The sequence below is a fragment of the Stygiolobus caldivivus genome, assembly GCF_019704315.1.
Lineage (GTDB): Archaea > Thermoproteota > Thermoprotei_A > Sulfolobales > Sulfolobaceae > Stygiolobus > Stygiolobus caldivivus.
Window position 1 is genome coordinate 987,498 of the sequence record NZ_AP024597.1, and the last position, 24,728, is coordinate 1,012,225.

Sequence of the window (24,728 nt, forward strand, 5' to 3'; positions counted from 1 at the left end):
GTTATACCTTGTCATACTTTAAAGGGCAAGGCAACTACATTTATACCCGGTTAGTCCATAAAGGGCAACAGTAGCTTGAACTTAAAGCATCTTAAAGCATTTAACAAAACAATGTTATACCCGGTCAGTTAATAGAGGACAACAGTACCGTTAGTGTAGGGGCAAAAATTTGCTAAAAGAGAATAAGTCCTTGTCCTCTAGTTGCTGACATAGTAAAACAAAAAAGTTTACCTTGTTATGACGTCCTCCTCTACGAGCTTAGCTCCCTTAGTTTCCCTTAAGCCTAATGTAGCCACTGCCGATATGACTCCCCATAGGGCTAAGAAAGCTGTCACGACCCATGAGTTCTCTAAGTACTGTGAGGGTACTCCTAAGAGGCCTACTAAAATTATCGGCATAAGACCTCCCTCAACTGCAGCCGCTAACTGTAGTCCGTAACTCGCCCCGCTATACCTATACTTAGTAGGGAAGCTCTCCGGGTAAAAAGCCGCCATCGAAGCGTAAGGCCCGTAAGCCGCCATACCTATCAGGAACTCCATGCTGAACATAAGCCCCAGGTTACCGCTTAAGAAGCCATAGACGTAAGGGTAGGCTAGGAGGGCTATCAACACGTCCCCTATTACCAGTGAGACCTTCCTCCCGAACTTGTCCCCTATTAGGCCGAAAACGGGAGTGGAGACCAAGCCCCCGATAGAGAACCCCCGATAGAGAATAGGTAGATGAGTGCTGATGTAAGAGGGATCTGGGCCCCTAAGAAGTCCACATACTGTGGATAGCCTAGAGCTTTACCGGCTACTTTGAGGTAGAGGCTCGGCATCACTGTAGCTGGTATATACACGGCCATGAAGACCCCGCCTACTGCGAGCATCAACAATACAATTGGTTTCCACGCATATTTGAAAACTTCTATTGAAGGGGTTTTGCTTATTTTCCCCTCACTTTTAATCTTCTCGAAGGGCAGGCTCTCAGCGGCCATATACCTCAGGAAAGCGCCTAAAAGGGCCGCACTCCCGCCAATAATGAAACCCACCCTCCACCCTACCGTGGCGAAATCCTTACTGAACACTAAAAGCACCGTAGCTGCACCCATAAAACCTAAGGGAGACGCTATCTGTATCAATGACGTTATCAGGGCTCTCTTAGACGTGGCGTGCTCCGACACCCATGTCGCCACTCCGCCCCATTCTCCCCCTACCCCGAGGCCTTGTAGGAACCTGAAAGCGAATATCGCGATCGGAGCCACTATACCTATGGCCGAGAAGGGTGGCATAACCCCGACAAAGATCATTGCTATACCTACGAGTATTAAGTCGAAACTTAACGCGTGTCTCCTGCCCAGCTTATCCCCCACGTGTCCGAAAACAGTAGCACCTAGCGGCCTTGCAAAAAACGCTATCGCATATGACGAGACTGAAGCCAATATCGAGACCAAGTAACTACTTGACGGGAAGAATAGTGTAGGAAAGGCTAGTAGTGCCGCGTATATAAACAGATAGTAGTCGTACCACTCTATTATAGTGCCTATGAGACCTAACACAGCTACCTTGGATATTGAGGACATAGAATTTTATTATTATTTTCCATTTATAAGTATTCTTTTCTACATAATTATAATATAACTATAAACCTAGCAATTTCATATTTACCATAGTTTGAAGAGTATAAGTATAGCTCGGAAATTTTCAACAGTGATACAATTTTACTAGGACCTTCTCGCCTGATAAGTTTTTATTAACCTAGACATGTGGTATTAAAAATTTTACGATTAGAGCTCAAAAAGACAAAAATCTTAACATAAGACTGGTATAAATGTATACGTAAGTACTAATGATAAACTTCACACTGGGCCTTTCAGCAAATATTAGCCAATCTTCTTTATCAGGTCGATGTATTTCTTTAGGGTCTCCACTCCCTTATCAGTTATCTCGACTATGGTTCTGGGCCCGGACAGCGTAGGCACCTTCCTCACTTTTATCAGCCCGCTCTCCTCGAGCACTTGGAGGTGCATAAAGAGCGAGCTCTTCGAGACCCCCGTCGACCTCTGCAGGTCGGTAAACGTAGTCCTGCCTATAACGTAAAGTGAGAGTAGGATACCTAACCTCACAGAGTTTGACAAGGCTGGGTCTTTCAGTAACTCCATCAACTTCTTTAGCTCGTCACTCACCCTCCACGACCTCCATTAACGACTTATACCCCGCGAAGAGCCATGAGAGCCCAAACACCAGCACAGCTACCTGCGAAAAGCTTGTCACATTAATAAAAAGGAAACACACCGTGAACGTGACCAAAGCTATCGCGTCGTAATACCTCACTCCCGAGACGACATACGTCATATAAAGGGAAATATCAACAACTAAAATGTATAAGACTACCCCCGTTAAAAAGGCAAGGCTATTAGAAAGCGACCCCCCTACGATAAGTAATACTACCGAGGTAATGAACACAAGCCGGTTTAGGAAGTTCTCCATCAGGTAAAAAAGGCGGGCGTACTTACCGTATACCTCAAAGGCCGAGAAAAACCTGTGCAGTGAGCTATATGCCTTCGTGAAAAACCTCGCCGACACGAGCACAAAAAACCCCACCAGCACTAGCGAAGCGATATAATAATAGGTGCAGTTGTCCAAGACGACGTAAGCCAACCCGTCTAAGAAAGTGTATGCAGACCAAGAGAGGTAGTACTTACCTAACGTCTTCCTGAACTCCCTCACCACTATAGCCTTTGCGAGCTCCTTAGACTTCACCAGAAAGTCCTTCTCCTCCACCTAACCACCTATGTTATATATCCTGTCGAGGCTGATTAAGTTTTCCACCCTATAGCCCTTGTCCCCCTTTACGAACGAGAACTTCCTGCCCCCTACCTCCACAGTAAGTACCGCTGAGGGGTCTTCCCCCTCTATTACTGAGGCGTTAAGGAAGTCGTCAGCAGAGACTGGCCCGAAAAGCCTCCCCTCAAATATCATGTACACCTTATAGTCCTTAAAGAGCCTAACTATGTCCACCTCGTGGGTGACTATTATCCCCTCCCGGCCGTATTCCCTTATCCAGCCCGCTACGACCCTCCTCTTCCCCAAGTCCACGTTTTCAAAGGGCTCGTCTAACAAGAGTATTTTAGGCTTTGAGGCGAGGGCCAGAACGTCGCTCGCTATTACCTTTTGCCCTACCGATAGATGGTACCACCTCTTGTTAACTATGTTACTAAGGCCAATCCTGTTTAACATTTCCGTGAACAGCTCCGGGTCGACACCTTTTATCTCCTCGTAAAGGTACACGGTGTCCTTAACGCTCAGCCCGAGGTAATATGCCTCCGCCAGGTTCGTGGAGAGGATATTGTAGTTCCTCAGCTTCGACACTTCCTGCCCGTCAATAAATATGTGCCCCTTATAGCCTATTACCCCCGCTATAGCCCTCAATAGCGTCGACTTACCAGAACCGTTTGGGCCCAGTAATAGCACTTTTTCCTCTATCTTTGCGTTGACCCCCCTTATTATTTCCTGCTTGCCGTAAAACACGCACAAGTCCACGAGTTCTATCATAGTAGCTTCCCCTCCTCTAAGGGCTTGTAATAGAGCCTCCTTAACACCATGACGTCCACCACAGTGAGCACCGCGACCCACACCGATATGGAGAGCAGCGATATCGGGACGGAGATCGTGGGGCCTGACGGGTTAAGCGAGTTGAGGACGAAAAGGCTGGAGTAGTTTACGGGTGCGGGTTTCCCTAAGTAGGCGCTCATGATCAGTGTCTGTATTACCGTGTAAGGGCTCAGGTTGACTACACTACTCATGTTAGCGGAGAGGTAGCCGTAGCCGAAGAGGTAAGCGAGTATTACCGGGATATACGTTATGAGGTTCTGGGCCCTCCTACTGACCTTTAGCGTGAGTAAGTCTAAGGACATAGAGAAGGACACAAAAAAGAACGAAGACAGTAAGATATAGGGTAACAGCGTCACCAGCGACTTAGGGTAAACACTGAAGCCGAATTCGTTGGAAAACATGAAATAGACCAAGGCTATTAACACACCTCCTATAACTGTAGAAGCGATGACTGACCCCACGTAGATCGCAATCACGTAGTAGGTAGGGGTAAGTTTGGAGTACCTGAACAAGTGGCTTAACGACCCGGTCTGGTAGAATAGTACTGAAGTTAAGGTAGTGGAAAAGGCACCGAGAGAGAAGATGACTATTCCACCCGCCCAACCCGCTGTATAATAGTAGACCGCTTCTTGATAAAGTGTGGGTGTTAATGACGACTTCAGGGCGGTTATCCCGGAAGAAAAAATATACGCCCCCATAAAGGCCCAGAGGGCTGTAAATAACACTGCCCAACCGAGTATATACGGGTTTGTTAAGAGCCTTTTTACCGTGTAGTTTAGTAACCTCATAAGTAATGATAGGGGCTGTGGCTTATAAAGACGCGAAAAAGTTCAGTTTTTGAACAGCCTTTACCGCGCCCTGGAACCGGTCTTTCCCCATTACCGTGTATCAAGAGGACACAGTAGTCCCCCCCCCCCCACAGTAACTGAACCCATTAAACACTTAACCCGATTTTCATACTCATCATATGTCGAATATTTAAAAAACCCGCACAATTAATGTGAGAAAGTCCAACACCGCGCGTTAGGTTACTAAAAACAAACTTAACGCAATGCAATGTATAATCTACTAATAAATCTCCCGCTTGTAAAGATTATCTATGCGAGTATTGTAACGAAATACATCTGTAAGGTCTAGATTTTGTCAGGCATCAAAGGGCAACGTTAATTCTCTCGTTTAACAAATTTTCACCTTTACACCAATCGTGTCGTAGCCCTTTATTAACTTACCTAGTATAATATGTACTTCAAGGTATATTTTTACTTGAATTACAAAGGACATACTATTATAAAAATGTTTAAATAACTTTAGGCGAATTTTTACTAGACATGGTAAAAATATGTCCTAGATGCGGAACACCGAACGACGACTTCAGCCCAGTGTGTGTTAGGTGCGGGTACCAGTTCCCCCCGCCGACGGGTTATAACCCCCCACCGTATGTACCCCCTGCAGGTTATACTCCTCCCCCTTACGGTAAGAAAAAGAAGAGCACGCCAATCGTTGCCGTACTGATCTTGGTAATATTGGTCGTGGCGATAGGGGGGTACCTCTATTATAAAGGTGTGTTCACCCCTGCTAGGGCACCTGTAGTCCCCCCGATCGTCGTGACTACCCACACTTCTATAATGTCTACTACCGTACGGCCACCGCAGACTTCCACCACAGTACAACCTACACCCACTACTACCTCTCCGCCACCCCCCTCAACGAACAAGTACTGTGCGGTCTCGTTTAACGGTAAGGACCAGTACTTCGTCACTCCCCAATTTAACGTAACTGTCAACGGCGAAAACACGACCGTAGGGCTCTTCAGTTACGTGGCCATGAAGTACCACGAGGAGACAATAGCCATAAGGGCCTACCTAACGCCAAACACTAGGGGTGTCCTCATAGGTTTGTCTGGAAACACGCTACCTTTTAACATACCTTATATAGGCTGGTCACCGTTGGTCTACATGAGTGACGGGAAACTAATAATCGCTGAGATAACGGATACGGGGCCGTCTTTTCCTAACGGGAAGGCTTACGAGTTCATTAAAGTCGGAGTAGGTCGTGGTATATACCCGAGAGTTAACGGGGGAGAGGCCGCAATGTGCGTCAACATAACTAGCCCGGGCTTTTACTGGATAGTGTTTGAGGAGTGGACTACCGGTAATGACACGTACGTCGCCGGGTACATTAACGGAGAACTAATAGCGGAGTTCTACGCACCTGTAGCGAACGCGTCGTCACTCTTCGGGGCTATCGGGCCTTACGAGTACAACTTCGTCGGGATAGCGTACACTTATCAGTGGCCCTTGACGAATGGCCAGTGGTACCCCTTCAACGGTTCAATTAACACTATAGCCGTTTACCCGTATGTGCTGTCCCAGTCGCAAGTGGGCCAACTAGCCAGTGGTCCTTTACCACCGGGGTATTTTGCCTTGTTTATAGCCTCAAGCAAATGGTATAACCAAGCGACCGGGATATGGCAGGCGTATAATAACCCAGAGCTGGAGCTAATGACTAACGGGAGTTCGCCACTAATTATAGAATAATCAGTTTTTTTCCCTTCTTGTCCTTTGTTTTTATCTTCTTACCCTTTCGCCTCGACTTATCAAACGATATTAAGTCCAGCAGTGGGAGGACTAAAGTCGTTAAGTAGGGGAAAAAGATGGTAAACCCTTTATGAGTATACCGCTTGTGTGGTTATCACTTGACCGTTATCTAAATATAACTGGATGGTATAAGGCGTATTCGGTATTAGCCCTTGAGTCAGTGCGAACTGTACCCTTATGTTATTATAACCTACGTTAAGTGTCGGGGGGACTATGTTGGTCGTGGCCATGCTTGTCCCTAAAATTTCCGCTCTAACCACTTGTGCTTGGTATGGGGAGTAGACGTATATTTGGGCAGTACCGTCGCGGAAGATATTACCCGTACTTGTAGGGTAGGGGACGTTTTGGTTAACTGCCGGAGCTGCTTGGCTAGGTAAGGCCATATTTGGTGTCGCCATTTGACTGGGCGGTCTAGCGGCCCTGAGTAGGTTACCGTAACCGCTGTCGACTATTCCGAACCCGATAGCGGCCAATAATAAACCGGGGAGGCTAATGAGCTTGCTACCTATTATTATATCGCCCAACAAATATATTATAGGCCCTATTATGACGAAGACGCTCCCTGCTTTTATGCTACCGTTACCGTATAGCCCTCCGTTCCTCAAATACGCTATGCTAATAAGTATTGTACCTATGACTAACAGCAAAGGGGACACTAAAAAATAGAGGCCTAATGTCGCGGTAGCTGAAGGACTGGCAGAAGTAAGGGACGCCAATACAGACAAGAGGACAAATAGCAAGTCCAAGGTATACCACACGAATATAAGTACGGAACCTGCTCCTCCTTCGCCGTACCCAAGGCCTAGGGGGCTAAAAGCCTTGAAACCCAGTCTGCTCAGCCTCTGCCCCCTGTACATATACCTGACCGCGATTACTAACAGCACCAAGGATATGGCAGCTAACCTGACCGATGGGACGTATTGTAACGCGTTTAGCAAGACTAGGCCTATTAACACCAACACCAGACCTCCCGCGAACTGCCCTGCCCCTTTTTTTAAGTATAAGAACGCTTTGGCATCCTGCTGGGAAGGCGGTAGAGTCTGTGGGTAACCGTAAGGTTGCTGTACTGGTGGGGGTTGCTGTACTACAGGTGGTTGCATGACGCTTGGGGGCTGTGTCAGTGGGTACCCGCACCTCGCACAATACAGTGATGAGTCCTGGTTTGCGGTATTACACCTAGGACACACTTTAACCATGGTCGAAATATTTTCGTGTAAAACAATATTAAACTTTTCTATTATAAAGCGGCCTATTGACATAGAGTAGTATTAGGCTATAAATTACAAACTACCACCCTTTTAAGATGGGCACACCATTACGTCGAGGCCTACCTACGGCCTCCGTAGCTAGTATAGTACTTTACGTAAGACCCTCGTGCCGAAATGTTTTTATTAAATATGACGTGTGTTCTGACAAGTTTAAGGATTAGGACGAGGTTAAGTGACTGTTTAACGTAAAATAGAGTATAAGTATTAGCGTAAATGTTTAGGATAAACTCAACTGCTACACGATTTTTTAGTAATCGCTATCAGCACAGCAACATGTTGAGGCATTAGTTTTAGCGGGAGAGTGTTTTATGCCCGGTCTGTTATTAAAGGGCAAGAGTACCGCATAGGACGTACTGCCGAGTAGGGGGAGTCTATTCCCTAAAACGTCTGTAACAATCTGGGTAATTTTTAGTTTTTTTTTAACTATTCCTAAATGCTGTTTCAGCCCGGACAACGCTTAATCGTATTACCGTTTCCTACTAATGACCTCCCTAACTGGTGACGGGTATTCCTCATGAGGGTGGTAGTGATAAGTATGGATAAAAGGGTAGTTGTGTTCCCTCGATTAGCCACAACGGGTCGGGAGTTAGGGTGTACGGCCCTTAAAGGGGGGCGGGATTGGAGGGCAAGTTACGCCGTGAGCTAACACTCTCAAATACGATATAAAGATTTTTTGCTGAAACCCCTCTCCTTTTCTTTTCTCTTTTAAAAAAAAATTATAAATATATTTCTATAGGACTAGGCTACGACACTAGGAGCGTGTAATACCAGTGTAACAAGGTTTTTATTTTAATAAAACGAGATAACACTCAGGATGTCAATAGCTGATGAGATCAAGAAAGTGTTGACAGAGAACCCTTCAATATTAGCTGACGTTCTAACCTCGCACCCCGAAATTATTTACCAAGCCCTCGCGAGGCTCACGCCGTGGCAAAACTTGGCCACAAAACAGGATACAGAGGAGATAAAGAAAAGCATGGCTACAAAAAAAGAAATAGAAGAAGTAAAGAAGACTATGGCCACAAAGCAGGAGCTCGAAGAAGTCAAGCAGGAGATCGCAGGTATTAAGAAAGTCATGGCCACAAAGCAAGACATAAAGGCCTTAGAAGTGATGATCAGCGCCTTAGGCACCAGGTGGGGGATCCTAGCTGAGGACGTGTTCAGAAAAGGCATGATGGAGCTCTTGTCTGGTACGAACTGGAAAGTAGACAGAGAAATAATTTTTGACAAGGAGGGGATAGTCTTCGGTTACCCGTCGGAAGTAGAAATAGACGTGGTTATTAGTGACGGCAGGGTAATACTAGTCGAACTGACGGCCTCGCTGAAGAGGAGCGATTTGGTCCCCTTCAGCAAGAAAAAGGAATTATATGAAAAAGAGAAAGGGCGTAAAGTCTCTGAAGTGGTCGTAATTACCCCCTTCATCGACGACAAGAACGAGGAGAGGATAATAGCTATAGCTAAGTCGTTAGGCATCAGGATAATAAAACCGAGCGAAATCAACCCCTACTGAATTAAGCCCGACCCCACTACCGCCTTAGAGGAGATGACGCCCCTCCCAACTACCCCCTCGTAGACCCCTTGTTATACTTCTCGTTTAGCGGGCAGTTAGGGTGACGAAGGGCGTCACCTAAGAGGAGGGCTCCCCCCGTAACGTCCAGCCCTTGTGAGAGGGCACTGACGCTCTCCCCACACCGAGCCACCTAGGTGGCCCAGAGTCATTAACACCGCTGAAAATTATGACAAAATTCGGACACCCGTACCCTCGGCGAGGTTTTCCAGTCCCCTTTTTTGTAAACTTTACCGCGATAGTCGTCCCCTTTAGACCGCCATCCCTACGGTCAGCAGTTACTCCACTTTTCCTTTGTAATACGAAACACTCGTATTACGGATAAAGTTTTTAGGTCTGTGCCTTACTTATTGAAAAACGTGAAGCTAGAATGGTACCGGGTACTGTTGAGGGCGAGTCCAGCGTCAGGGCCGTTACCGTCCCGCAGGGCGTGGAGGGGAGCCCCCAGTGCCGTTCAAAACTATTTAGGAGATTTACCGTTATTGATGAAAATCTTTAAGCCACGTCAAAGTAGGATAACTGCTATCGCTCGTTTTATCTCCGATCACGACCTAGTGTAGGGGCTTTTCCTCAGTTACCCAACAGTAGCGGGCCGTGGGGCTCCTTCGGGCCTAACGGCGTAGGGGTCATGCCCCTGCTTTGTCCCCGCCCTAAGCACAGCCGACACCAGAATGACGGGTCGTTCCGGTCGTAGAAAAGAGTGTGGAAAAAGGTCCTACCAGCGTGGAAAAGGGCCCGGCCCTTTACGTCGTGTTAACGCTTACAGTCCCGACGCTCGTAGTGGCGTATATCACGGGAGGGGGGTAGCTCACCCCAGCCGTAGTCACTACACGTACCTGGGGCGGGGCGGTCACCTCTATGTTGCCCACAGACGTCTTTAAGTAATAGGTCAGGTCGTAGTCCTCGCTCAGGCTCACGTCTATGTCTCCCGTGCCCGAGTAGGCGTGTAAGTACTTACCTAACGCGTTGACCAGTACGATACTCCCCGTCGACGTGCCCAACATACCGTTCGAGAACACCGTGTCCTCTAACTCTACGTCCCCTGCCCCGTCAGTCAGGGTGACAGTGGAGACGTTTGCGCCTATTACCTCGATGTCCCCCGTACTCGACTGTACCTCGAGGGACTTGGAGGAAAAGGACAAGACCTTTACGTCCCCCGCTCCGGTACGGATAACCGCGGTGTTGGAGACCGACACTCCCTCTATTTTTACGTCCCCGGCCCCGTCGTTGACCTCTATGCACGACACGTTTGCAGGCAGGTACAAGTGGACGTTGACCACTACGCTGGTGCCGAAGTCGAACGTGCCGCTGTTTACCCCGGCGTACAAGGTAAGCCTCCCGTCCACCTCCTTATAGGAGACGTTGACGGTAGGCTTAAAGAGGGAAAACCCTTGGACTACGTATTCTACAGCCATTTCCGGGGCGTGGCCCCCCTCGACCACCACGTCCGCGAAACCGGACCTGATCTCGACGTCCTTAAGCGGGAGCTTTAGCGGTACCGTTAAGACCCTGCTCTCCGAGACTAGACCGGAATTTATCACTAAGTATATCGACGCCGGTATGGCTATTACGATGCACGCGATAAGGGCGATCGTAAGAAACTTGTCCACATAACTCCCTTACGAGGCCATGTTTAAAAAACTTTACATAACTCCTAGCCCCGCGCGGCGTTTAGAGCGTAGACCCTTTAGTGCCATGAAGGACTGACGATGGGTCACCTTAGTTAACGATTTTTTACGCAATTTATCGGGTCTTTTAGTCCTGTGAAGGATTAACAAGAGTATATGTGATGGATAAACACATGATAAGGCTGATTTCCTTTCAATTCCATGAGGGATTAACTCCTCTAATTTTACAAGATCCTTTTCACCGTAAGTGACCTTCTTTCAATTCCATGAGGGATTAACAGCCCGACAATGTTCGGGATGCCCGCAACAATAAGAATACTTTCAATTCCATGAGGGATTAACTTAACTTTCTCCGCTTTCTCTTCTACTTTCAGCCTCACACTGCTTTCAATTCCATGAGGGATTAACGCTCAAACCTGTGGTTTCTGATAGCTGAAATTTTTTGTAACTTTCAATTCCATGAGGGATTAACTTCAGATTGGAGAATTATGGTAAGTTAAAGAACACCTTAACAACTTTCAATTCCATGAGGGATTAACTGGACATAATAGGAGTAAGGAGTTATACAAGTGAAGTAGACTTTCAATTCCATGAGGGATTAACTAGCTCACCGATAATACCTACTGCGTCAGCAAACATACCAGCTTTCAATTCCATGAGGGATTAACTTGTGTAGAGAATTTGAACGTCATTTCGTAGTAGACACTCCTTTCAATTCCATGAGGGATTAACTTCGTAAGTGTAGAGGTGATAAAATAAATGTCAAACTACAGTCTTTCAATTCCATGAGGGATTAACTGGAGCTAACATAGTACTTTTCGTGAAGAGGCTACAGGACTTTCAATTCCATGAGGGATTAACGAAAATGTCTTGAGTGACCGCGAAACCGAATTGAGCAAATGACTTTCAATTCCATGAGGGATTAACAGAAAGGTAGCGTTACTACTGCTTAGCATATTATCATCTTTCAATTCCATGAGGGATTAACCGATTTAATGAAAGACTATCATGACATGTTTGTACAATTGACTTTCAATTCCATGAGGGATTAACTCGATGTGGACAAAAGGGAGGAGGTGCTACCTTTTTTGAACTTTCAATTCCATGAGGGATTAACTCAAACCCGTCTTCTACCTTTTTAATATGGATTTTCATTTTCTTTCAATTCCATGAGGGATTAACGTTAAGATACATGTTGGCTAACTGTGTTACAAGTGAGTGTACTTTCAATTCCATGAGGGATTAACTTATCAATATCAACATTTACCTGTGCTTTCTCTTCTAACTTTCAATTCCATGAGGGATTAACTTACTCAGCTATACCGCTACGATGAAGCACCTAAAAATCCTGACTTTCAATTCCATGAGGGATTAACTGGTTTTATGTCTAGTGAAGTTACTATTTCACGTGGTATGTTTCTTTCAATTCCATGAGGGATTAACTAGAGTTCGCCCTCATGAGTTTGATTATGTTCTCATTGCTCCTTTCAATTCCATGAGGGATTAACGGTAGTTGGTATCGATATACCGAGGTGGGGCGGAAGTCTTTCAATTCCATGAGGGATTAACGAAATGCATCTCTTTCATGTCATCAGAAAAAGTAGTGTTTACTTTCAATTCCATGAGGGATTAACCAAGTTATACACAAATGCTAGCTAATGACGTGGCAGGGCTCTTTCAATTCCATGAGGGATTAACTGAACTCTTCGAACCTCATCTGGACGAAATAGTCAGCCTAATTCTTTCAATTCCATGAGGGATTAACCTCCCCAGTTTCCTCTTTGATTTTCTTCAGAACTAAGCTACTTTCAATTCCATGAGGGATTAACTGAAGTTACCAAAAAGGGTTAATCATGAGGAGGAGGTAGGTCTTTCAATTCCATGAGGGATTAACATTTCAAAAAACAAATTGGTATAATACCTGATGATTATAACTTTCAATTCCATGAGGGATTAACAGTATACAGCATGCGATTTTGTCAGGAATGAAAGAGAACTTTACTTTCAATTCCATGAGGGATTAACAAAGGTGAAAGGTCCAGGTGAGGCTGATGATCATAGGAATCTTTCAATTCCATGAGGGATTAACAAACACTTTTCTTTAAACACCTCTCTTCTTTAGCCCTTTCAATTCCATGAGGGATTAACAGAGTTTCCCGTATACAATTTTATACAACAACATTTCAACTTTCAATTTCATGAGGGATTAACAGCAAGTTATAACTTATCATGGAACATACTCAATGTACAGCTTTCAATTCCATGAGGGATTAACGGCATACTCGTGCCAACATTAGACCCATGCGACTACGTCAAACTTTCAATTCCATGAGGGATTAACTGAGACTAAGAGACAGCTAGAAAGCAGGGGGATACAGGGTCTTTCAATTCCATGAGGGATTAACAATTTTGAGGAATTGAAACGGAAATATTTCAACATGAAGGAAAACTTTCAATTCCATGAGGGATTAACTATTGACAAAAACGAAGGGCAAGCCTCGTCCTTTAGGGCGCTTTCAATTCCATGAGGGATTAACTGTGAAAACGGATATTGTATTTATACGCTCAATTGGCAAAGCTTTCAATTCCATGAGGGATTAACGTATTTCGTGCTGACTATTAGTAATTCTTCACCTATCCATTCTTTCAATTCCATGAGGGATTAACTTATCTGGTAATAGAACGGTGTGCTTTTCTCGTTATAGGAACTTTCAATTCCATGAGGGATTAACAGACTTAAATAGGAGAGAAGAGTAGAAAAAAAGAGAGGAGCTTTCAATTCCATGAGGGATTAACCGATTTATGTAAACCTTTTTCTCTGTCAAGAGAGGTAATACTTTCAATTCCATGAGGGATTAACGAGATAACCCACAAATAGGCCCTAAAGTGCAAATACCAATCTTTCAATTCCATGAGGGATTAACTAGGGCCTCCCCAGAACCTCTTTATATAATTTTCTCTATACTTTCAATTCCATGAGGGATTAACTGAATGTTTTTATACTACTTCTTTTCTTATTTTAACTTTCCTCTTATATAAGCTTTGCTATACTTGACAGTTTTATCATGACTGAATTTTTGTCATTCCTGTGAAATTTCGGGAGTTTGATAAAGAGATTTACGTCTTACGTACCTTACAAAGAGAATTTTTCCGCTCACTGACAAATTGAAAGTAATTCCCGCTAAAATCCGGGAATTATGAGGGCGAAATACTCTACATTGCATAGAAATACTACGAAAAATAAACTATACGACCGATAACGGGCGTGGACGAAGTTATGTCCCCCACACATGACGGCCAACACGGACCCAAACAGCCATTAGAATATAAGGTTATATACTCTGCAAAAAGCTGATAGCCTCCGGTATTGATGTAAGAGCCCTCAGGGCACCAGAATGTGTAAGGCGCGGCCGTCACGCATCGGGCTAATATGAGCAGCTACCAGTCCACGGGTAAAGCCCCTCTCCTACAGGCACTTAACACAAGGAGGGTAATATGGGCGTAAGCACTCAAGGTTGTGCTTACTGACACGCTCTTTCCGGTAGACGTCGGGGGCTATTTTCAACACGTCCTGTGTTGCTCAGAAAGTCGAGGCCCTTGAAAATTTACGAAGGTAACGGGCGGAGTCCCCCAACAGCGTAGCCCTACCCCCTTTAGGCCTCAATGTGTTTGACCGGCCCGTGAAGCGTGGTACACAGTATTTAGTAAAATACTAAAAAGGGCACCCAAACGAGGGTAGTTTGGCCGTCCAGTCCCGCGCTCCCCCCCCCCCCCCGACAGCATAAAACCCACAACCCCCGCGGCCGCCGTTTTTAGTACTGCCCACACCTTGAAGAGCGGCAGTTTTCGTTGCAGAGGCCTAACACGGACGGGTGCGACTAGTCCCTACCAGCGTAAAAAGGGTTAAGCACCGTTAAGGACGCTTTACGTGTCCGGACTGAAAGGCCACCGCCCGGGGAACTTGTCGGTTTAGGGTAGCAGTTATTAAAAAATAGTGATAGCAGTGCATACCCTAAACGTATACGTTAATGCCAACACCGGTCTTACGTTAATGGCCTACTATTTCCGACTGTATGGTACGTAATAGCACACATGTAATTGGTAAATACACGTCGACACTGGGGACTTAAGTAGAGTGCTACTCAGCATGTTACAGCCCGCCTGGCTTTGTGGGGGCGGTTCACATGGGCGGACAGTGCAGTTTAGCAGTCCCATAAGCTAAGTAAAAGTGTCATACTGTCCTGCTCAGAGTACCTATCGTCTGGGTTTAGCAGTCCCATAAACTAAGTAAAAAGGTGGGAAAGGGGAATTAACAAACGCGGCTAACCCCGTGGTGACCTAAGTCCCCCTCGGGTACCACGCCTCACTGCGTGTCCGGTCTTACAGCCGGTACGGCTCTCGGCACCCTTTACTGAGCACTAGTACCACAGCACGGCTTGACGTCTACGCTTAAACGAGGTAACCTACGCCGGAAGTTATACCCCATGTCCCTCACCTTTGTAAACGGTGACGTGTTATTTAGCGCCTCACTCAGCTTTTTCTGTAATTCAGCAGCTACTCTATCGTCCCCGACGACAGGGACGTACACTACACGTTCAACGTTTGGGACTAGGTTCAGGTCGCTCAGCATGAGGTAAGTCCCCCGGAGTTTTTCGTTCAACTCGGTCGCTAATTTCGCTACGTCGTTGTCCCGGCTTAACTCTATAAGCCTTAATTCGCCCTGAAGGGTCAAGACCGCAGCGTCGACGTGCTTGGGGTTCTTCGACACATACTCCTTAATCGAGTCGGACCAGTCCTTGCACTCCCCTTGTATACTACTACAACTTTTGATCACCTTTTTAAATGCGGGCAGGACTGTTTTAACGAGGTATTCGACGTCTATATACACCTCGACTTCGTCGCCGTTTATCGTTAACTGGCACGGCCCCTCTTTAATTACCCCTTTATTAACACACAGTGAGGGCACCCTTACCCCCTCTCCACGTATAGGGAGTTAAACCAGTCTATTTCCTTATCCATTACTTCAGAAGTCCCGGGCATTTCCCTGGACACCTCCTCCAAGCTCATTTCCTCTGCAGTCCCGTCGTGGACGTAATAGAACTTGACCTTAGAGACCGAAGCCCTCTCCACTTCCTCCGCGAGTACTTCTCCCCCCTTTACCCCGAGGGCCTCAAACAGTTTCAGTACCTCCTCTTTCGTCGGCTTGGTCTTTGCCAAGTGGGCTAACGTGAAGGAGATCGTCTGGCTATGCGTGGTTATCACTACCTTATTAGACGCGGACAGGGCATAGAGGAATAAAGCCATCAGGATCTTAAGCCTCTCGTGTAACTGGTTTTCCGGCTCCTCTATGAGGACTAGCTGTTTTTCCCTTATAGAGAGTAAGACGCCCATAATTTCGAGGACCGACGCTGAGACATGCCCCCAACTTATGGGTTTATCACCTTCCGTGTACACCAGCTTTTTCCCTACTGCCCTTATTTCTCCCTTAAGGAAAGGGGCTAACATGCGGTAAATTTTTGGGTTATACGAAAGTGAGGCCACCGCGGTCTCGAACTTCCACCTGTAGTCTACTGCGACATCTGACAAAACATAAGGGGCTGACCCTGATGGTGTCCCACCGACCACGTTTTTTAAGCTCAACAAAGTTGGGCCAATAAGGCTAAGGATGGGGTATCCCCTTAAACTATACTCTTTTCTTGCTTCAACCCCTTTCCTCAACTCTGCACTGATGACCGAAGCCCTATCAAAAGGGACGAAAATAACATCGTGTATCCCGTAATGTTTGCCCAGTTCTTCGAGGTATTTCTCTTCGTAGAGCCCGGCGATACGCTCTGCTACTTCCGCCTCTACATCTCCCTCAACGACCTCCTTTACGTACTTTTCGCAGTTTTGTGACACTTGGGGTAGATGTGCGTCATATTGTACAAAACCGGAAAGCCCTTGGAGCCCGTAACTTACCTCTACCCTACCTTCTTTGTTTACCTTGTCCACCTCACTGTCTGTACAATCGCTCCCGTAATAAAACATGACTCGGGGCCTCACTTCTAATTTTTCCTCCACGTTCAGCCTCGCTTCCTTTAGGAACAGCTGGACGTCAAAAGGTTCGACCCTGAACTCCCCGTCCGGTATGAACTTGGACATGTGCTCCTTAAGCCCTTTTAAGCCCTCACCAAGGACTATTTTAAAAGTGAGTTTACCTTCACCCTCCCTCGTGAAGTTGATCAGGACGGGGGTTGTCCAGGTTAAGGAGTAGTAAATGGCCTTCATTAACGTGCTCTTCCCCGAACTGGGAGGGCCTTCAAACACGGTCAGGTCTCCCAGCTCTACGGCCGCCTCGTCTATCGGCCCCAACGACCTAGCTATGAGCTTCATACTTACATATGGCTTTTCAAGATATTAATAGGTTTAGCGCCCTTCTTACTGCCCTTTCACGACACGGTAGTCTTGACGGGTGATAATGCGGGGCGTGGGTACCAAATACGCTAAGCGTGTGTGTAAGGGCGTGAGGTGGGATTTTATAGCCTGGTTTACGTAGGATTTAGTATACATTAAACGGCTTTATTCCTATGAGACGGTGGTGGAGATGGGGGTGGCGGTGGTGGGTATACATTAAATGGTTTTATTCCTCATTAAATAGCCTTACGCCGTGTTATTGGTGTGCTAAACTGTATTAATTTAAGGAAGGGAGGGGGTGGTCAGGGCCGCAGAGGTCCCGCCCCTTACCTACCGTGCAGGACAAGGGCTTACACGTCGTGAGTACCGCGGATAGGGTTTACGGCCAGGCGACAGCCCGCTCCCACTACCTTTACGTCGTCCTAGCCTTAATGCAGGTGATGGGCCTCCCGGGAGCGTGCTGTTCAGGGTGGCGTGTAATAAACCGGGGAGAGGGGCCTTACCGTGGAGCTACGATGCGGGGGCTAGTCAGAACTAATATTTAAGCTTTGACAATCTTGTTATTAGTAGTGGAGCTACGATGCGGGGGCTAGATAACTGATGGGCTGTTACAAGGACACATAGAAGAAATTAGTGGGGTTACGGCACGGGGTGGGGGTAGGACTAAACGTAGCTACTACTGCATTATCCGCACCGCTTTGCCACAGTTTCAGCACGGGGGGGGGGGGAGGACTAAACACTCCTTAACTATCGCGGCGGGGGAGGGGTGAGCGTAGGGGAGTGTAATAGCCCGAGGCGTTACAGCTCCGCTTACCGTAACGGCCCCTACAGCGTGGACTTTAATAAAGGCGGGAGGAAAAAGGTTGTCATGGTGGACTTCCTCAGGACTAACGCCAAGCAGTTCCTCGAACAAGCGAAGTTTTCAATGCAAAGGGGGTTTTATAACCTGGTGTTATTTAACGTCGAACAAAGCGTCCAACTGAACTTAAAATACTTACTGTATTTGTCATCAGGGGACTTCCCTAAGACCCACAGGCTCTCAGACCTTTTCAGGCTTATAAAAGCAGTAGATGACCCTTGCGGCGTGTACACTTTTTACGAGGGTAACAAGGACTTCCTCACGGTCATAGAGTTGTCTTATATTTCCAGTAGGTACTTACCGCAATCGTTCTCAGAGGAAGACGCCGAAAAAGCTTTAAAGTTAGGGGAGGAGTTTGATAAGTTAGTTGAAGGATGCGTGAAGAGTACGAAAAGGTACTGAGGGCGATCTACGAGGAGAGAAAGGAAATACTGGGCAACATAGAGAAGTATTTGAAAGGGGTTAAGGACAGTGTGTTGGAAAAAGACCCCGGGGCGAAAGTCCTCCTCTTCGGGAGCTTTGTCAGGGGGGACTTCAGGCCGGACAGCGACATAGACGTCCTGATAATATCCGACGAGTTCGGCGACGACCCACACAAATACGCTGAACTGGTCAATTACATAAGGGACAGGATAAAGCGGTATTCACTCTTCGAGTTCCACGTAGTCACGAGAAAGACTTACGAGGAGTGGTATAAAAGGTTTATAGACGTGTATAAAGAAATATGAACCCACCAAGTCGGTGCGGTGTGGGGGGCCTTACAGTGGGGGCACGTTAGAGCACTGTGAGCTGGGCCTCACCTGAAGCCCCCGCGTTTACACCCTCTGCCGGTAGGGGTGCGGTATAATGTACCCGCGGTCGAGGCTTTTAAATCCGGGGAGCGGGCACAAAACGGGTGTGAGCGACGTGAGGGTGAGCCTCGACGCTACGTCATTTCACCGGCTGACGTGTGTCCCCGCCTCATAATAGCCCCTTTCCTACACTCCGTAGCTTCTAACAGTGTCAAAGGCCGGCTCCACGTCGCGGGAGTAGCCCACTCCCCTTTTGACGGGGCTGGCGGGGGGCGTGGCGGTGGCGGTCTCTTGGATAACGGGGGACGAAACAGAACCCTAAGTCGGCTAAAGTAACCGTGGTGACACTCCTTTCAATTTCGTTAAAGGCAAAAAGGAGAGGTTAAAGGGAGCAGTCCCGGACGGTGTCATACCTTTCAGTCCTGTGAGCTTGGGTACCGGGTTTGTCGACGTAAAAGTTAATTTCCCTTTTCCAATTTAGCTGAGGGTTAACTTTGTACTATAGCACCGGAGGGTCGGGTTGACGCGACCCGCTTTCGACTCTATAGTGATCTAACAGCAAAAAACGGGAGTGACGTAAGGGTACCCCGTTATTGACTTTCAACCCTGTGGTAGGTCAACGTCCCTGCAAGACCCCATAACCGCATCGTCGTTTACTTTCAACTCTGTGGCGGACTAACCTGAAGTTCCCGTATGGCTTTCCACCGGTATTACCCTCCCGTGGGTCGTCACCCGTTGAATAGCCGGGTACCCTTAGTCCCGGAGGGGGCCCCTGGAGTTTTGATCAAAAAGGCAAAGTTTTCACGGGCCCACGTTGACGGGGCGTAAAACGCGGTCCCCCTATGCGGTAGCGGGCGGTAATTGGAAGTAAAACTCGTGTAGGCTTCAGAACACCCTCCTTAGCCTGCGTATATTCCCGTGGCCCACAATTATCTCTATCTCGGTGTGGGGAGGGTAAATGACGTTCACGTTCGCGTACCCGGCCACCTGTTGTTCGACGCCGTTATAGTCTATGTCTATGAAGTTTATGATTATGCTCGGTCTCGTCTTGGCTACTGCTGAGCCGTAGAGGAAATGGGCGTAACCGTTCTCTGAAGTTATGGTGAACTCTTGGGGCGAGTAGACCTTGACGCGGCCCATGTCGACGGACAGGAAGAAGGTGGTCTTCCTCCCGACCTTTTCGGTCTCGAAATACAAGTCGACCCCGTCCCGCCTGAGCCCCTCCAACACGTCCCTAATAACTTGCTCGTCTCTACCTTGGAGCACAAAATTTATAAACACCGAAAAGTTTAAAAATTTTTCGGTCAGCTTTTTAGCCCTACCCGACGGAGCGGTCGGTAGCGGTGCCCCCGCTAAACAAGGGGGGTCGGTTAAGGGCCCTGACCCGCTCCAGAGCGGGTGCCCCGAGAGGCTTGGGTGAAAAAAAATTGGATAAATTTTCATCTGAGCACGCAGGGAAATACACACACGGTAGTGCCGCTCACGCCCCTTTACGGGTTTAATACCCCTCCCCGTTCAGTATAACCTTGTGTGTAAGTGGCAAAACACCGTTGGACGCCTAATTTAATTTAAGCCTTTGCCCCCGTTACCCTCCCCGCCAGCCCTAGTACTGGCTTTACTCGACGTAGAATTAACAGTTAAAACGGCTTAACGAGAAAGATAGGGGTTGCGACGGCCCGTGACGGCCCTCTCACTACCCGTCATTACTGCTCTCAAGGCGATATCACTATCAATTACAAACCCGGTTCTCCGGCACACTCTTGGGCATCTGAATTAAACCCGGTTCGGAGGGCTTGGGGTCTGGAGAGGGGCGCCCGGATACGAGGCGGTGGCCTAACAATAGGAGGTAGGCAGTAGACCAACGCCGGCTGGAGAGAAGCTATATGTAATAACGTCCCTATAACAAAAAGAAGGTCGACTAAATCTTTTATAGATAATCTTTTATACGGATAATAATGTAATTAAAACGAGTCCTGATAATATTAAAATTGTTAAAATACGGGAAAAATCCTAACCTTAGACTTGTCTCAATCGTTTTACCCGGTGTGTGTCGGGTACACGTCACCATTCCTAGTACGCGTTTATAGGGGGCTGATACTCGTCCCCCCAGTCGTCACCATAAAGCGTTATTTACATGACTTTTACGGTATAATTTATAAAATCGCCATGTCGTTTTGAAGGCTACCAAGTATTCGAAAGACCTTATAAATAAATACTGAAGGTACATTTGCTCCGTGCACAAAAACCGCTAGAAACAAGGCCGGAAAAAGGAACTGAAAACGGGTGACTCGCTTATGTCTTGTACCGGCCTAAAGGGCCCATCTAGGTAACAGAGGGGTGACCGGCCTACGTATTAATCAAGGTACCAGCAGTTTTTTCTTTCAATTCCATTGAGGATTAACGAACATGCAGAAGTATTTAGATTCCTCAATGAGGGACTTTACTTTCAATTCCATTGAGGATTAACGTGTGAAATAACGTTACCGATAACAGTTACCGTCTTTAACCTTTCAATTCCATTGAGGATTAAGTTTCCGTCTCCAGTTCGCCTTTACTTTCTACGTCTTTTTCTTTCAATTCCATTGAGGATTAACGTGGTTTCAAAAACTCTTAACGTTATGCAATTATACATTAATCTTTCAATTCCATTGAGGATTAACCTATTTCTTCATCCGTTAATTTGTCTTTATAATAATCAAACTTTCAATTCCATTGAGGATTAACTCGTAGCCTCGAATAATTCGAGAGCCTCGTCTTTGTTTATCTTTCAATTCCATTGAGGATTAACGCAACACTTTGGATATTTGAATGGACTAGAAATATAGCAATAACTTTCAATTCCATTGAGGATTAACTTCGCTGTTGAGGTCATCTATGGCTTCCTGGACGCATTCCTTTCAATTCCATTGAGGATTAACCCCTTCAATAACGCTCCCATTACCTTAGCCTTATCCTCCTTTCAATTCCATTGAGGATTAACTTGAACATTTACGTTAGTTTGTACAGAGTAAGTGTTAATTATGCTTTCAATTCCATTGAGGATTAACGTAGGGAAATAATTTAGCCTTCCACACCTCTACATTAATCCCACTTTCAATTCCATTGAGGATTAACGAGTTTAAGACCGAGTTACTGAAGATATTGCCCTCACAGTCCGTCTTTCAATTCCATTGAGGATTAACAGGGAAGAAGTTCCTGAAGTGAATATATACCCTGTAAAACGTCTTTCAATTCCATTGAGGATTAACATGAATGCATAGGCGTACCATAAATTTATCAATTTTTCTCCTTTCAATTCCATTGAGGATTAACTAGATATATTTCCTGATCTGTAAGGACTCTTCATCTTTTAACTTTCAATTCCATTGAGGATTAACTTCTGAAAGAAGCACTTAGGGTAGCTAAGCACAAAGTGTTCTTTCAATTCCATTGAGGATTAACGTACCAGTTTAATGGTGACCCGTCAGATAGTTATTATGAACTTTCAATTCCATTGAGGATTAACAGACTGACAAAGTATAAGCAATATTGTATAGCTGTCCATGATCTTTCAATTCCATTGAGGATTAACAATTGGTCAGTGCTTTCATTGTAAGCAAAGCGATAGAGAATCTTTCAATTCCATTGAGGATTAACATTGTCGAGTGTAGGTTTATGAGATATATTGGAAAACTTGTCTTTCAATTCCATTGAGGATTAACGCCGAGATAATAGCGTTATTTGACCCAAGCAACGTTTCGGCTTTCAATTCCATTGAGGATTAACAGTAAAGACCCGATAGGCTGGTTTCTAAAGAAATCGGAACAGCTTTCAATTCCATTGAGGATTAACGAAATCGCAAAGGCGACTAGATCGCACCCTTCCATGACTTTCAATTCCATTGAGGATTAACATATCGATAATCTACTTAGGTTACCTAGCATAAAACTTTCTTTCAATTCCATTGAGGATTAACTTGGAGCAATTATTTAAATTCCTTAAGCCTAACGAATTTGTCTTTCAATTCCATTGAGGATTAACAAAGAGCTTGCTACTGCAACTAAAAATTTTGAGATCCAAACCTTTCAATTCCATTGAGGATTAACTCACCCTCCTCAGCCTTATGCTTATGTCCTCTAGGTTCTTTCAATTCCATTGAGGATTAACAACACGTTAGGTGGAGCCGTATACATAATTGCACCGATATTCTTTCAATTCCATTGAGGATTAACCTCTAACCTCCTTCCATGTGCTTATTCCTAAATACCATTTCTTTCAATTCCATTGAGGATTAACAGTATCTTAGGTTCACTTAGGGCATATACGGCAAGTAATGCTTTCAATTCCATTGAGGATTAACTTGGACATGCAGATCCGTGTTGGTGACAAAATCGTGTCCTTTCAATTCCATTGAGGATTAACAACACTCCTTTCACTTTTTCAGGAGGTATCTGTTTTTTCTTCTTTCAATTCCATTGAGGATTAACCCTATGCCCATTATTGCACCGATTATTAACATAGTATAATCTTTCAATTCCATTGAGGATTAACAGTGTTATTCAACACGTAATCCGGTAAATCTAATTCGCTTTCAATTCCATTGAGGATTAACTTCACAGACGGGACTAACATAAATGTTAGAAGCTTAGAGCACTTTCAATTCCATTGAGGATTAACGTCGATATCAAATATCATGAAACCCTATGAAAGCTATAAGTCATGGCTGACTTTCAATTCCATTGAGGATTAACAAACTGGTTTATGCATAGTTATAATTGGGGATAAGAAAAACTTTCAATTCCATTGAGGATTAACTTGGTTCAGGATTCTTCTGGTATAATATTTGTAAAGCGTTCCTTTCAATTCCATTGAGGATTAACCCTTGCAGCAGTTTCTCTGATACCCTTAGCCGCAACCCTGCTTTCAATTCCATTGAGGATTAACTTAATATTGAAAAATTGCAAAATGAAGAATATAAAATCCTTTCAATTCCATTGAGGATTAACTAAGTGCTTCCTTATGACCGGAATTTCGGCGATGTTCAAGTCTTTCAATTCCATTGAGGATTAACGAATTGTAAAGCTAGGTGCGGTCGTCGTTGTGGTATTGGTGATGCTTTCAATTCCATTGAGGATTAACCAATTTCTAAGAAGTTTGTTGTCTAGAGCTCTATCAAATTTCTTTCAATTCCATTGAGGATTAACTCAGTTATAGATATGAATTTACCGACTAGAGAAGAATTGACTTTCAATTCCATTGAGGATTAACGAAAGGCATAGGTCCCTGTAGGCGACTTAGACCATAATTGTCTTTCAATTCCATTGAGGATTAACTAAACTGTTTGCCGTCTTTGGTCGTCCCCGTTATTTCCTTCTTTCAATTCCATTGAGGATTAACACAAACGTGTGTAAGCGAGTATGTGGATGAGGATATGCACTTTCAATTCCATTGAGGATTAACATGGTACTATTTAAGTACCGTATTGGAACCTTGACGGTACTATACTTTCAATTCCATTGAGGATTAACAATGATAGAGCTTTAGTGGAAAAGCTTGTAAAAGAGGACCAGCTTTCAATTCCATTGAGGATTAACACACTACAACAACGGTATATTCCACAACTTTGATTACCACTTTCAATTCCATTGAGGATTAACATTTTCTTACATTCCCTTCTTCATATTCTATATCTGGTAACTTTCAATTCCATTGAGGATTAACCAAGGAGGGTGGTGCGTTAATTACCATAGGAGGGAAAGACTATACTTTCAATTCCATTGAGGATTAACACGATCATGAACTTTCCTTCTTTCTCGTCAAAAACAAGATACTTTCAATTCCATTGAGGATTAACATATGATATAGAAAAATTATATATGAGGTTTCTGAATGCTTTCAATTCCATTGAGGATTAACACGAAATACCGGCGATGGCATACGGTTACGTCACACCGTCTATCTTTCAATTCCATTGAGGATTAACAAACAAGAGTGTTCTACTTATAGGTTATAGTGAAGTAGTACTTTCAATTCCATTGAGGATTAACCTGCCC

General features: G+C 45.4%; 15 protein-coding genes and 2 CRISPR repeat arrays (1 of these 17 only partly in view). Of the genes, 4 read left to right on the forward strand and 11 right to left on the reverse strand.

All coding sequences use genetic code 11. The features are described from left to right. Positions 1–227: 227 nt before the first annotated feature. The 6 genes from KN1_RS14675 to KN1_RS05120 form a co-directional block, all read right to left on the reverse strand. Positions 228–683, reverse strand: coding sequence for an MFS transporter (locus tag KN1_RS14675; protein ID WP_258712568.1), 456 nt, complete (start codon positions 681–683; stop codon positions 228–230). Further along, a complete protein-coding gene (locus tag KN1_RS05100; RefSeq protein ID WP_225905787.1) occupies positions 656–1,561 on the reverse strand; it encodes an MFS transporter in 906 nt (301 codons plus the stop codon). The genes KN1_RS14675 and KN1_RS05100 overlap by 28 nt, the downstream gene beginning before the upstream one ends. A 300-nt stretch (positions 1,562–1,861) precedes the next feature. Then, positions 1,862–2,164, reverse strand: a complete 303-nt coding sequence (locus KN1_RS05105; protein WP_221289735.1) for a transcriptional regulator — start codon at positions 2,162–2,164, stop codon at positions 1,862–1,864. Then, on the reverse strand, positions 2,157–2,762 hold the full coding sequence (locus tag KN1_RS05110) for a hypothetical protein (protein WP_221289737.1): 606 nt from the start codon (positions 2,760–2,762) through the stop codon (positions 2,157–2,159). Before KN1_RS05110 ends, KN1_RS05105 begins: the two co-directional genes overlap by 8 nt. After that, a complete protein-coding gene (locus KN1_RS05115) occupies positions 2,763–3,533 on the reverse strand; it encodes an ATP-binding cassette domain-containing protein (protein ID WP_221289739.1) in 771 nt (256 codons plus the stop codon). It abuts the gene before it with no gap. Next, positions 3,530–4,381, reverse strand: a complete 852-nt coding sequence (locus KN1_RS05120) for an ABC transporter permease (RefSeq protein ID WP_221289740.1) — start codon at positions 4,379–4,381, stop codon at positions 3,530–3,532. The genes KN1_RS05115 and KN1_RS05120 overlap by 4 nt, the downstream gene beginning before the upstream one ends. Positions 4,382–4,921: 540 nt before the next feature. Between KN1_RS05120 and KN1_RS05125 the strand changes: the two genes are divergently transcribed. After that, positions 4,922–6,130, forward strand: coding sequence for a hypothetical protein (locus tag KN1_RS05125; RefSeq protein ID WP_221289742.1), 1,209 nt, complete (start codon positions 4,922–4,924; stop codon positions 6,128–6,130). 128 nt (positions 6,131–6,258) lie between these two features. On the opposite strand, the gene KN1_RS05130 is transcribed toward KN1_RS05125, so the two are convergent. Next, positions 6,259–7,386: a DUF973 family protein gene (locus KN1_RS05130; RefSeq protein ID WP_221289743.1), complete on the reverse strand. Its 1,128-nt coding sequence runs from the start codon at positions 7,384–7,386 to the stop codon at positions 6,259–6,261. 886 nt (positions 7,387–8,272) lie between these two features. On the opposite strand from KN1_RS05130, the gene KN1_RS05135 reads away from it, so the two are divergent. Continuing rightward, positions 8,273–8,968, forward strand: coding sequence for a PD-(D/E)XK nuclease family protein (locus tag KN1_RS05135; protein WP_221289746.1), 696 nt, complete (start codon positions 8,273–8,275; stop codon positions 8,966–8,968). 800 nt (positions 8,969–9,768) lie between these two features. On the opposite strand, the gene KN1_RS05140 is transcribed toward KN1_RS05135, so the two are convergent. The 3 genes from KN1_RS05140 to KN1_RS05150 form a co-directional block, all read right to left on the reverse strand. Continuing rightward, a complete protein-coding gene (locus tag KN1_RS05140) occupies positions 9,769–10,635 on the reverse strand; it encodes a DUF4097 family beta strand repeat-containing protein (RefSeq protein ID WP_221289748.1) in 867 nt (288 codons plus the stop codon). A 208-nt stretch (positions 10,636–10,843) separates the two neighbouring features. Beyond that, positions 10,844–13,641: direct repeats of the CRISPR family, unit length 24 nt; unit sequence CTTTCAATTCCATGAGGGATTAAC. A gap of 1,420 nt (positions 13,642–15,061) precedes the next feature. Next, the gene (locus tag KN1_RS05145) at positions 15,062–15,619 is read right to left on the reverse strand and encodes a hypothetical protein (RefSeq protein WP_221289750.1); all 558 of its coding nucleotides are present in this window, start codon (positions 15,617–15,619) and stop codon (positions 15,062–15,064) included. Between the two features lie 2 nt (positions 15,620–15,621). Then, positions 15,622–17,025 (reverse strand): AAA family ATPase, encoded by a 1,404-nt coding sequence (locus KN1_RS05150; RefSeq protein WP_221289752.1) that lies wholly within the window; start codon positions 17,023–17,025, stop codon positions 15,622–15,624. Between the two features lie 787 nt (positions 17,026–17,812). Between KN1_RS05150 and KN1_RS05155 the strand changes: the two genes are divergently transcribed. Together KN1_RS05155 and KN1_RS05160 are read left to right on the forward strand one after the other, a co-directional pair. Further along, positions 17,813–18,307, forward strand: a complete 495-nt coding sequence (locus KN1_RS05155) for a HEPN domain-containing protein (RefSeq protein ID WP_225905788.1) — start codon at positions 17,813–17,815, stop codon at positions 18,305–18,307. After that, on the forward strand, positions 18,280–18,633 hold the full coding sequence (locus tag KN1_RS05160; RefSeq protein ID WP_221289753.1) for a nucleotidyltransferase domain-containing protein: 354 nt from the start codon (positions 18,280–18,282) through the stop codon (positions 18,631–18,633). Before KN1_RS05155 ends, KN1_RS05160 begins: the two co-directional genes overlap by 28 nt. 948 nt (positions 18,634–19,581) lie before the next feature. Here the strand turns inward: KN1_RS05160 and KN1_RS05165 are convergent. Beyond that, on the reverse strand, positions 19,582–19,962 hold the full coding sequence (locus tag KN1_RS05165) for a hypothetical protein (protein ID WP_221289755.1): 381 nt from the start codon (positions 19,960–19,962) through the stop codon (positions 19,582–19,584). 1,112 nt (positions 19,963–21,074) lie between these two features. Further along, positions 21,075–24,728: direct repeats of the CRISPR family, unit length 24 nt; unit sequence CTTTCAATTCCATTGAGGATTAAC; it runs 1,465 nt beyond the window's last position.

Bases quoted from the DNA above. Each gene is read 5' to 3' on its own strand.
- KN1_RS05125 (WP_221289742.1), top strand. From the start codon at position 4,922: ATGGTAAAAATATGTCCTAGATGCGGAACACCGAACGACGACTTCAGC.
- KN1_RS05100 (WP_225905787.1), bottom strand. From the start codon at position 1,561: ATGTCCTCAATATCCAAGGTAGCTGTGTTAGGTCTCATAGGCACTATA.
- KN1_RS05135 (WP_221289746.1), top strand. From the start codon at position 8,273: ATGTCAATAGCTGATGAGATCAAGAAAGTGTTGACAGAGAACCCTTCA.
- KN1_RS05115 (WP_221289739.1), bottom strand. From the start codon at position 3,533: ATGATAGAACTCGTGGACTTGTGCGTGTTTTACGGCAAGCAGGAAATA.
- KN1_RS05160 (WP_221289753.1), top strand. From the start codon at position 18,280: ATGCGTGAAGAGTACGAAAAGGTACTGAGGGCGATCTACGAGGAGAGA.
- KN1_RS05150 (WP_221289752.1), bottom strand. From the start codon at position 17,025: ATGAAGCTCATAGCTAGGTCGTTGGGGCCGATAGACGAGGCGGCCGTA.
- KN1_RS05120 (WP_221289740.1), bottom strand. From the start codon at position 4,381: ATGAGGTTACTAAACTACACGGTAAAAAGGCTCTTAACAAACCCGTAT.
- KN1_RS05130 (WP_221289743.1), bottom strand. From the start codon at position 7,386: ATGGTTAAAGTGTGTCCTAGGTGTAATACCGCAAACCAGGACTCATCA.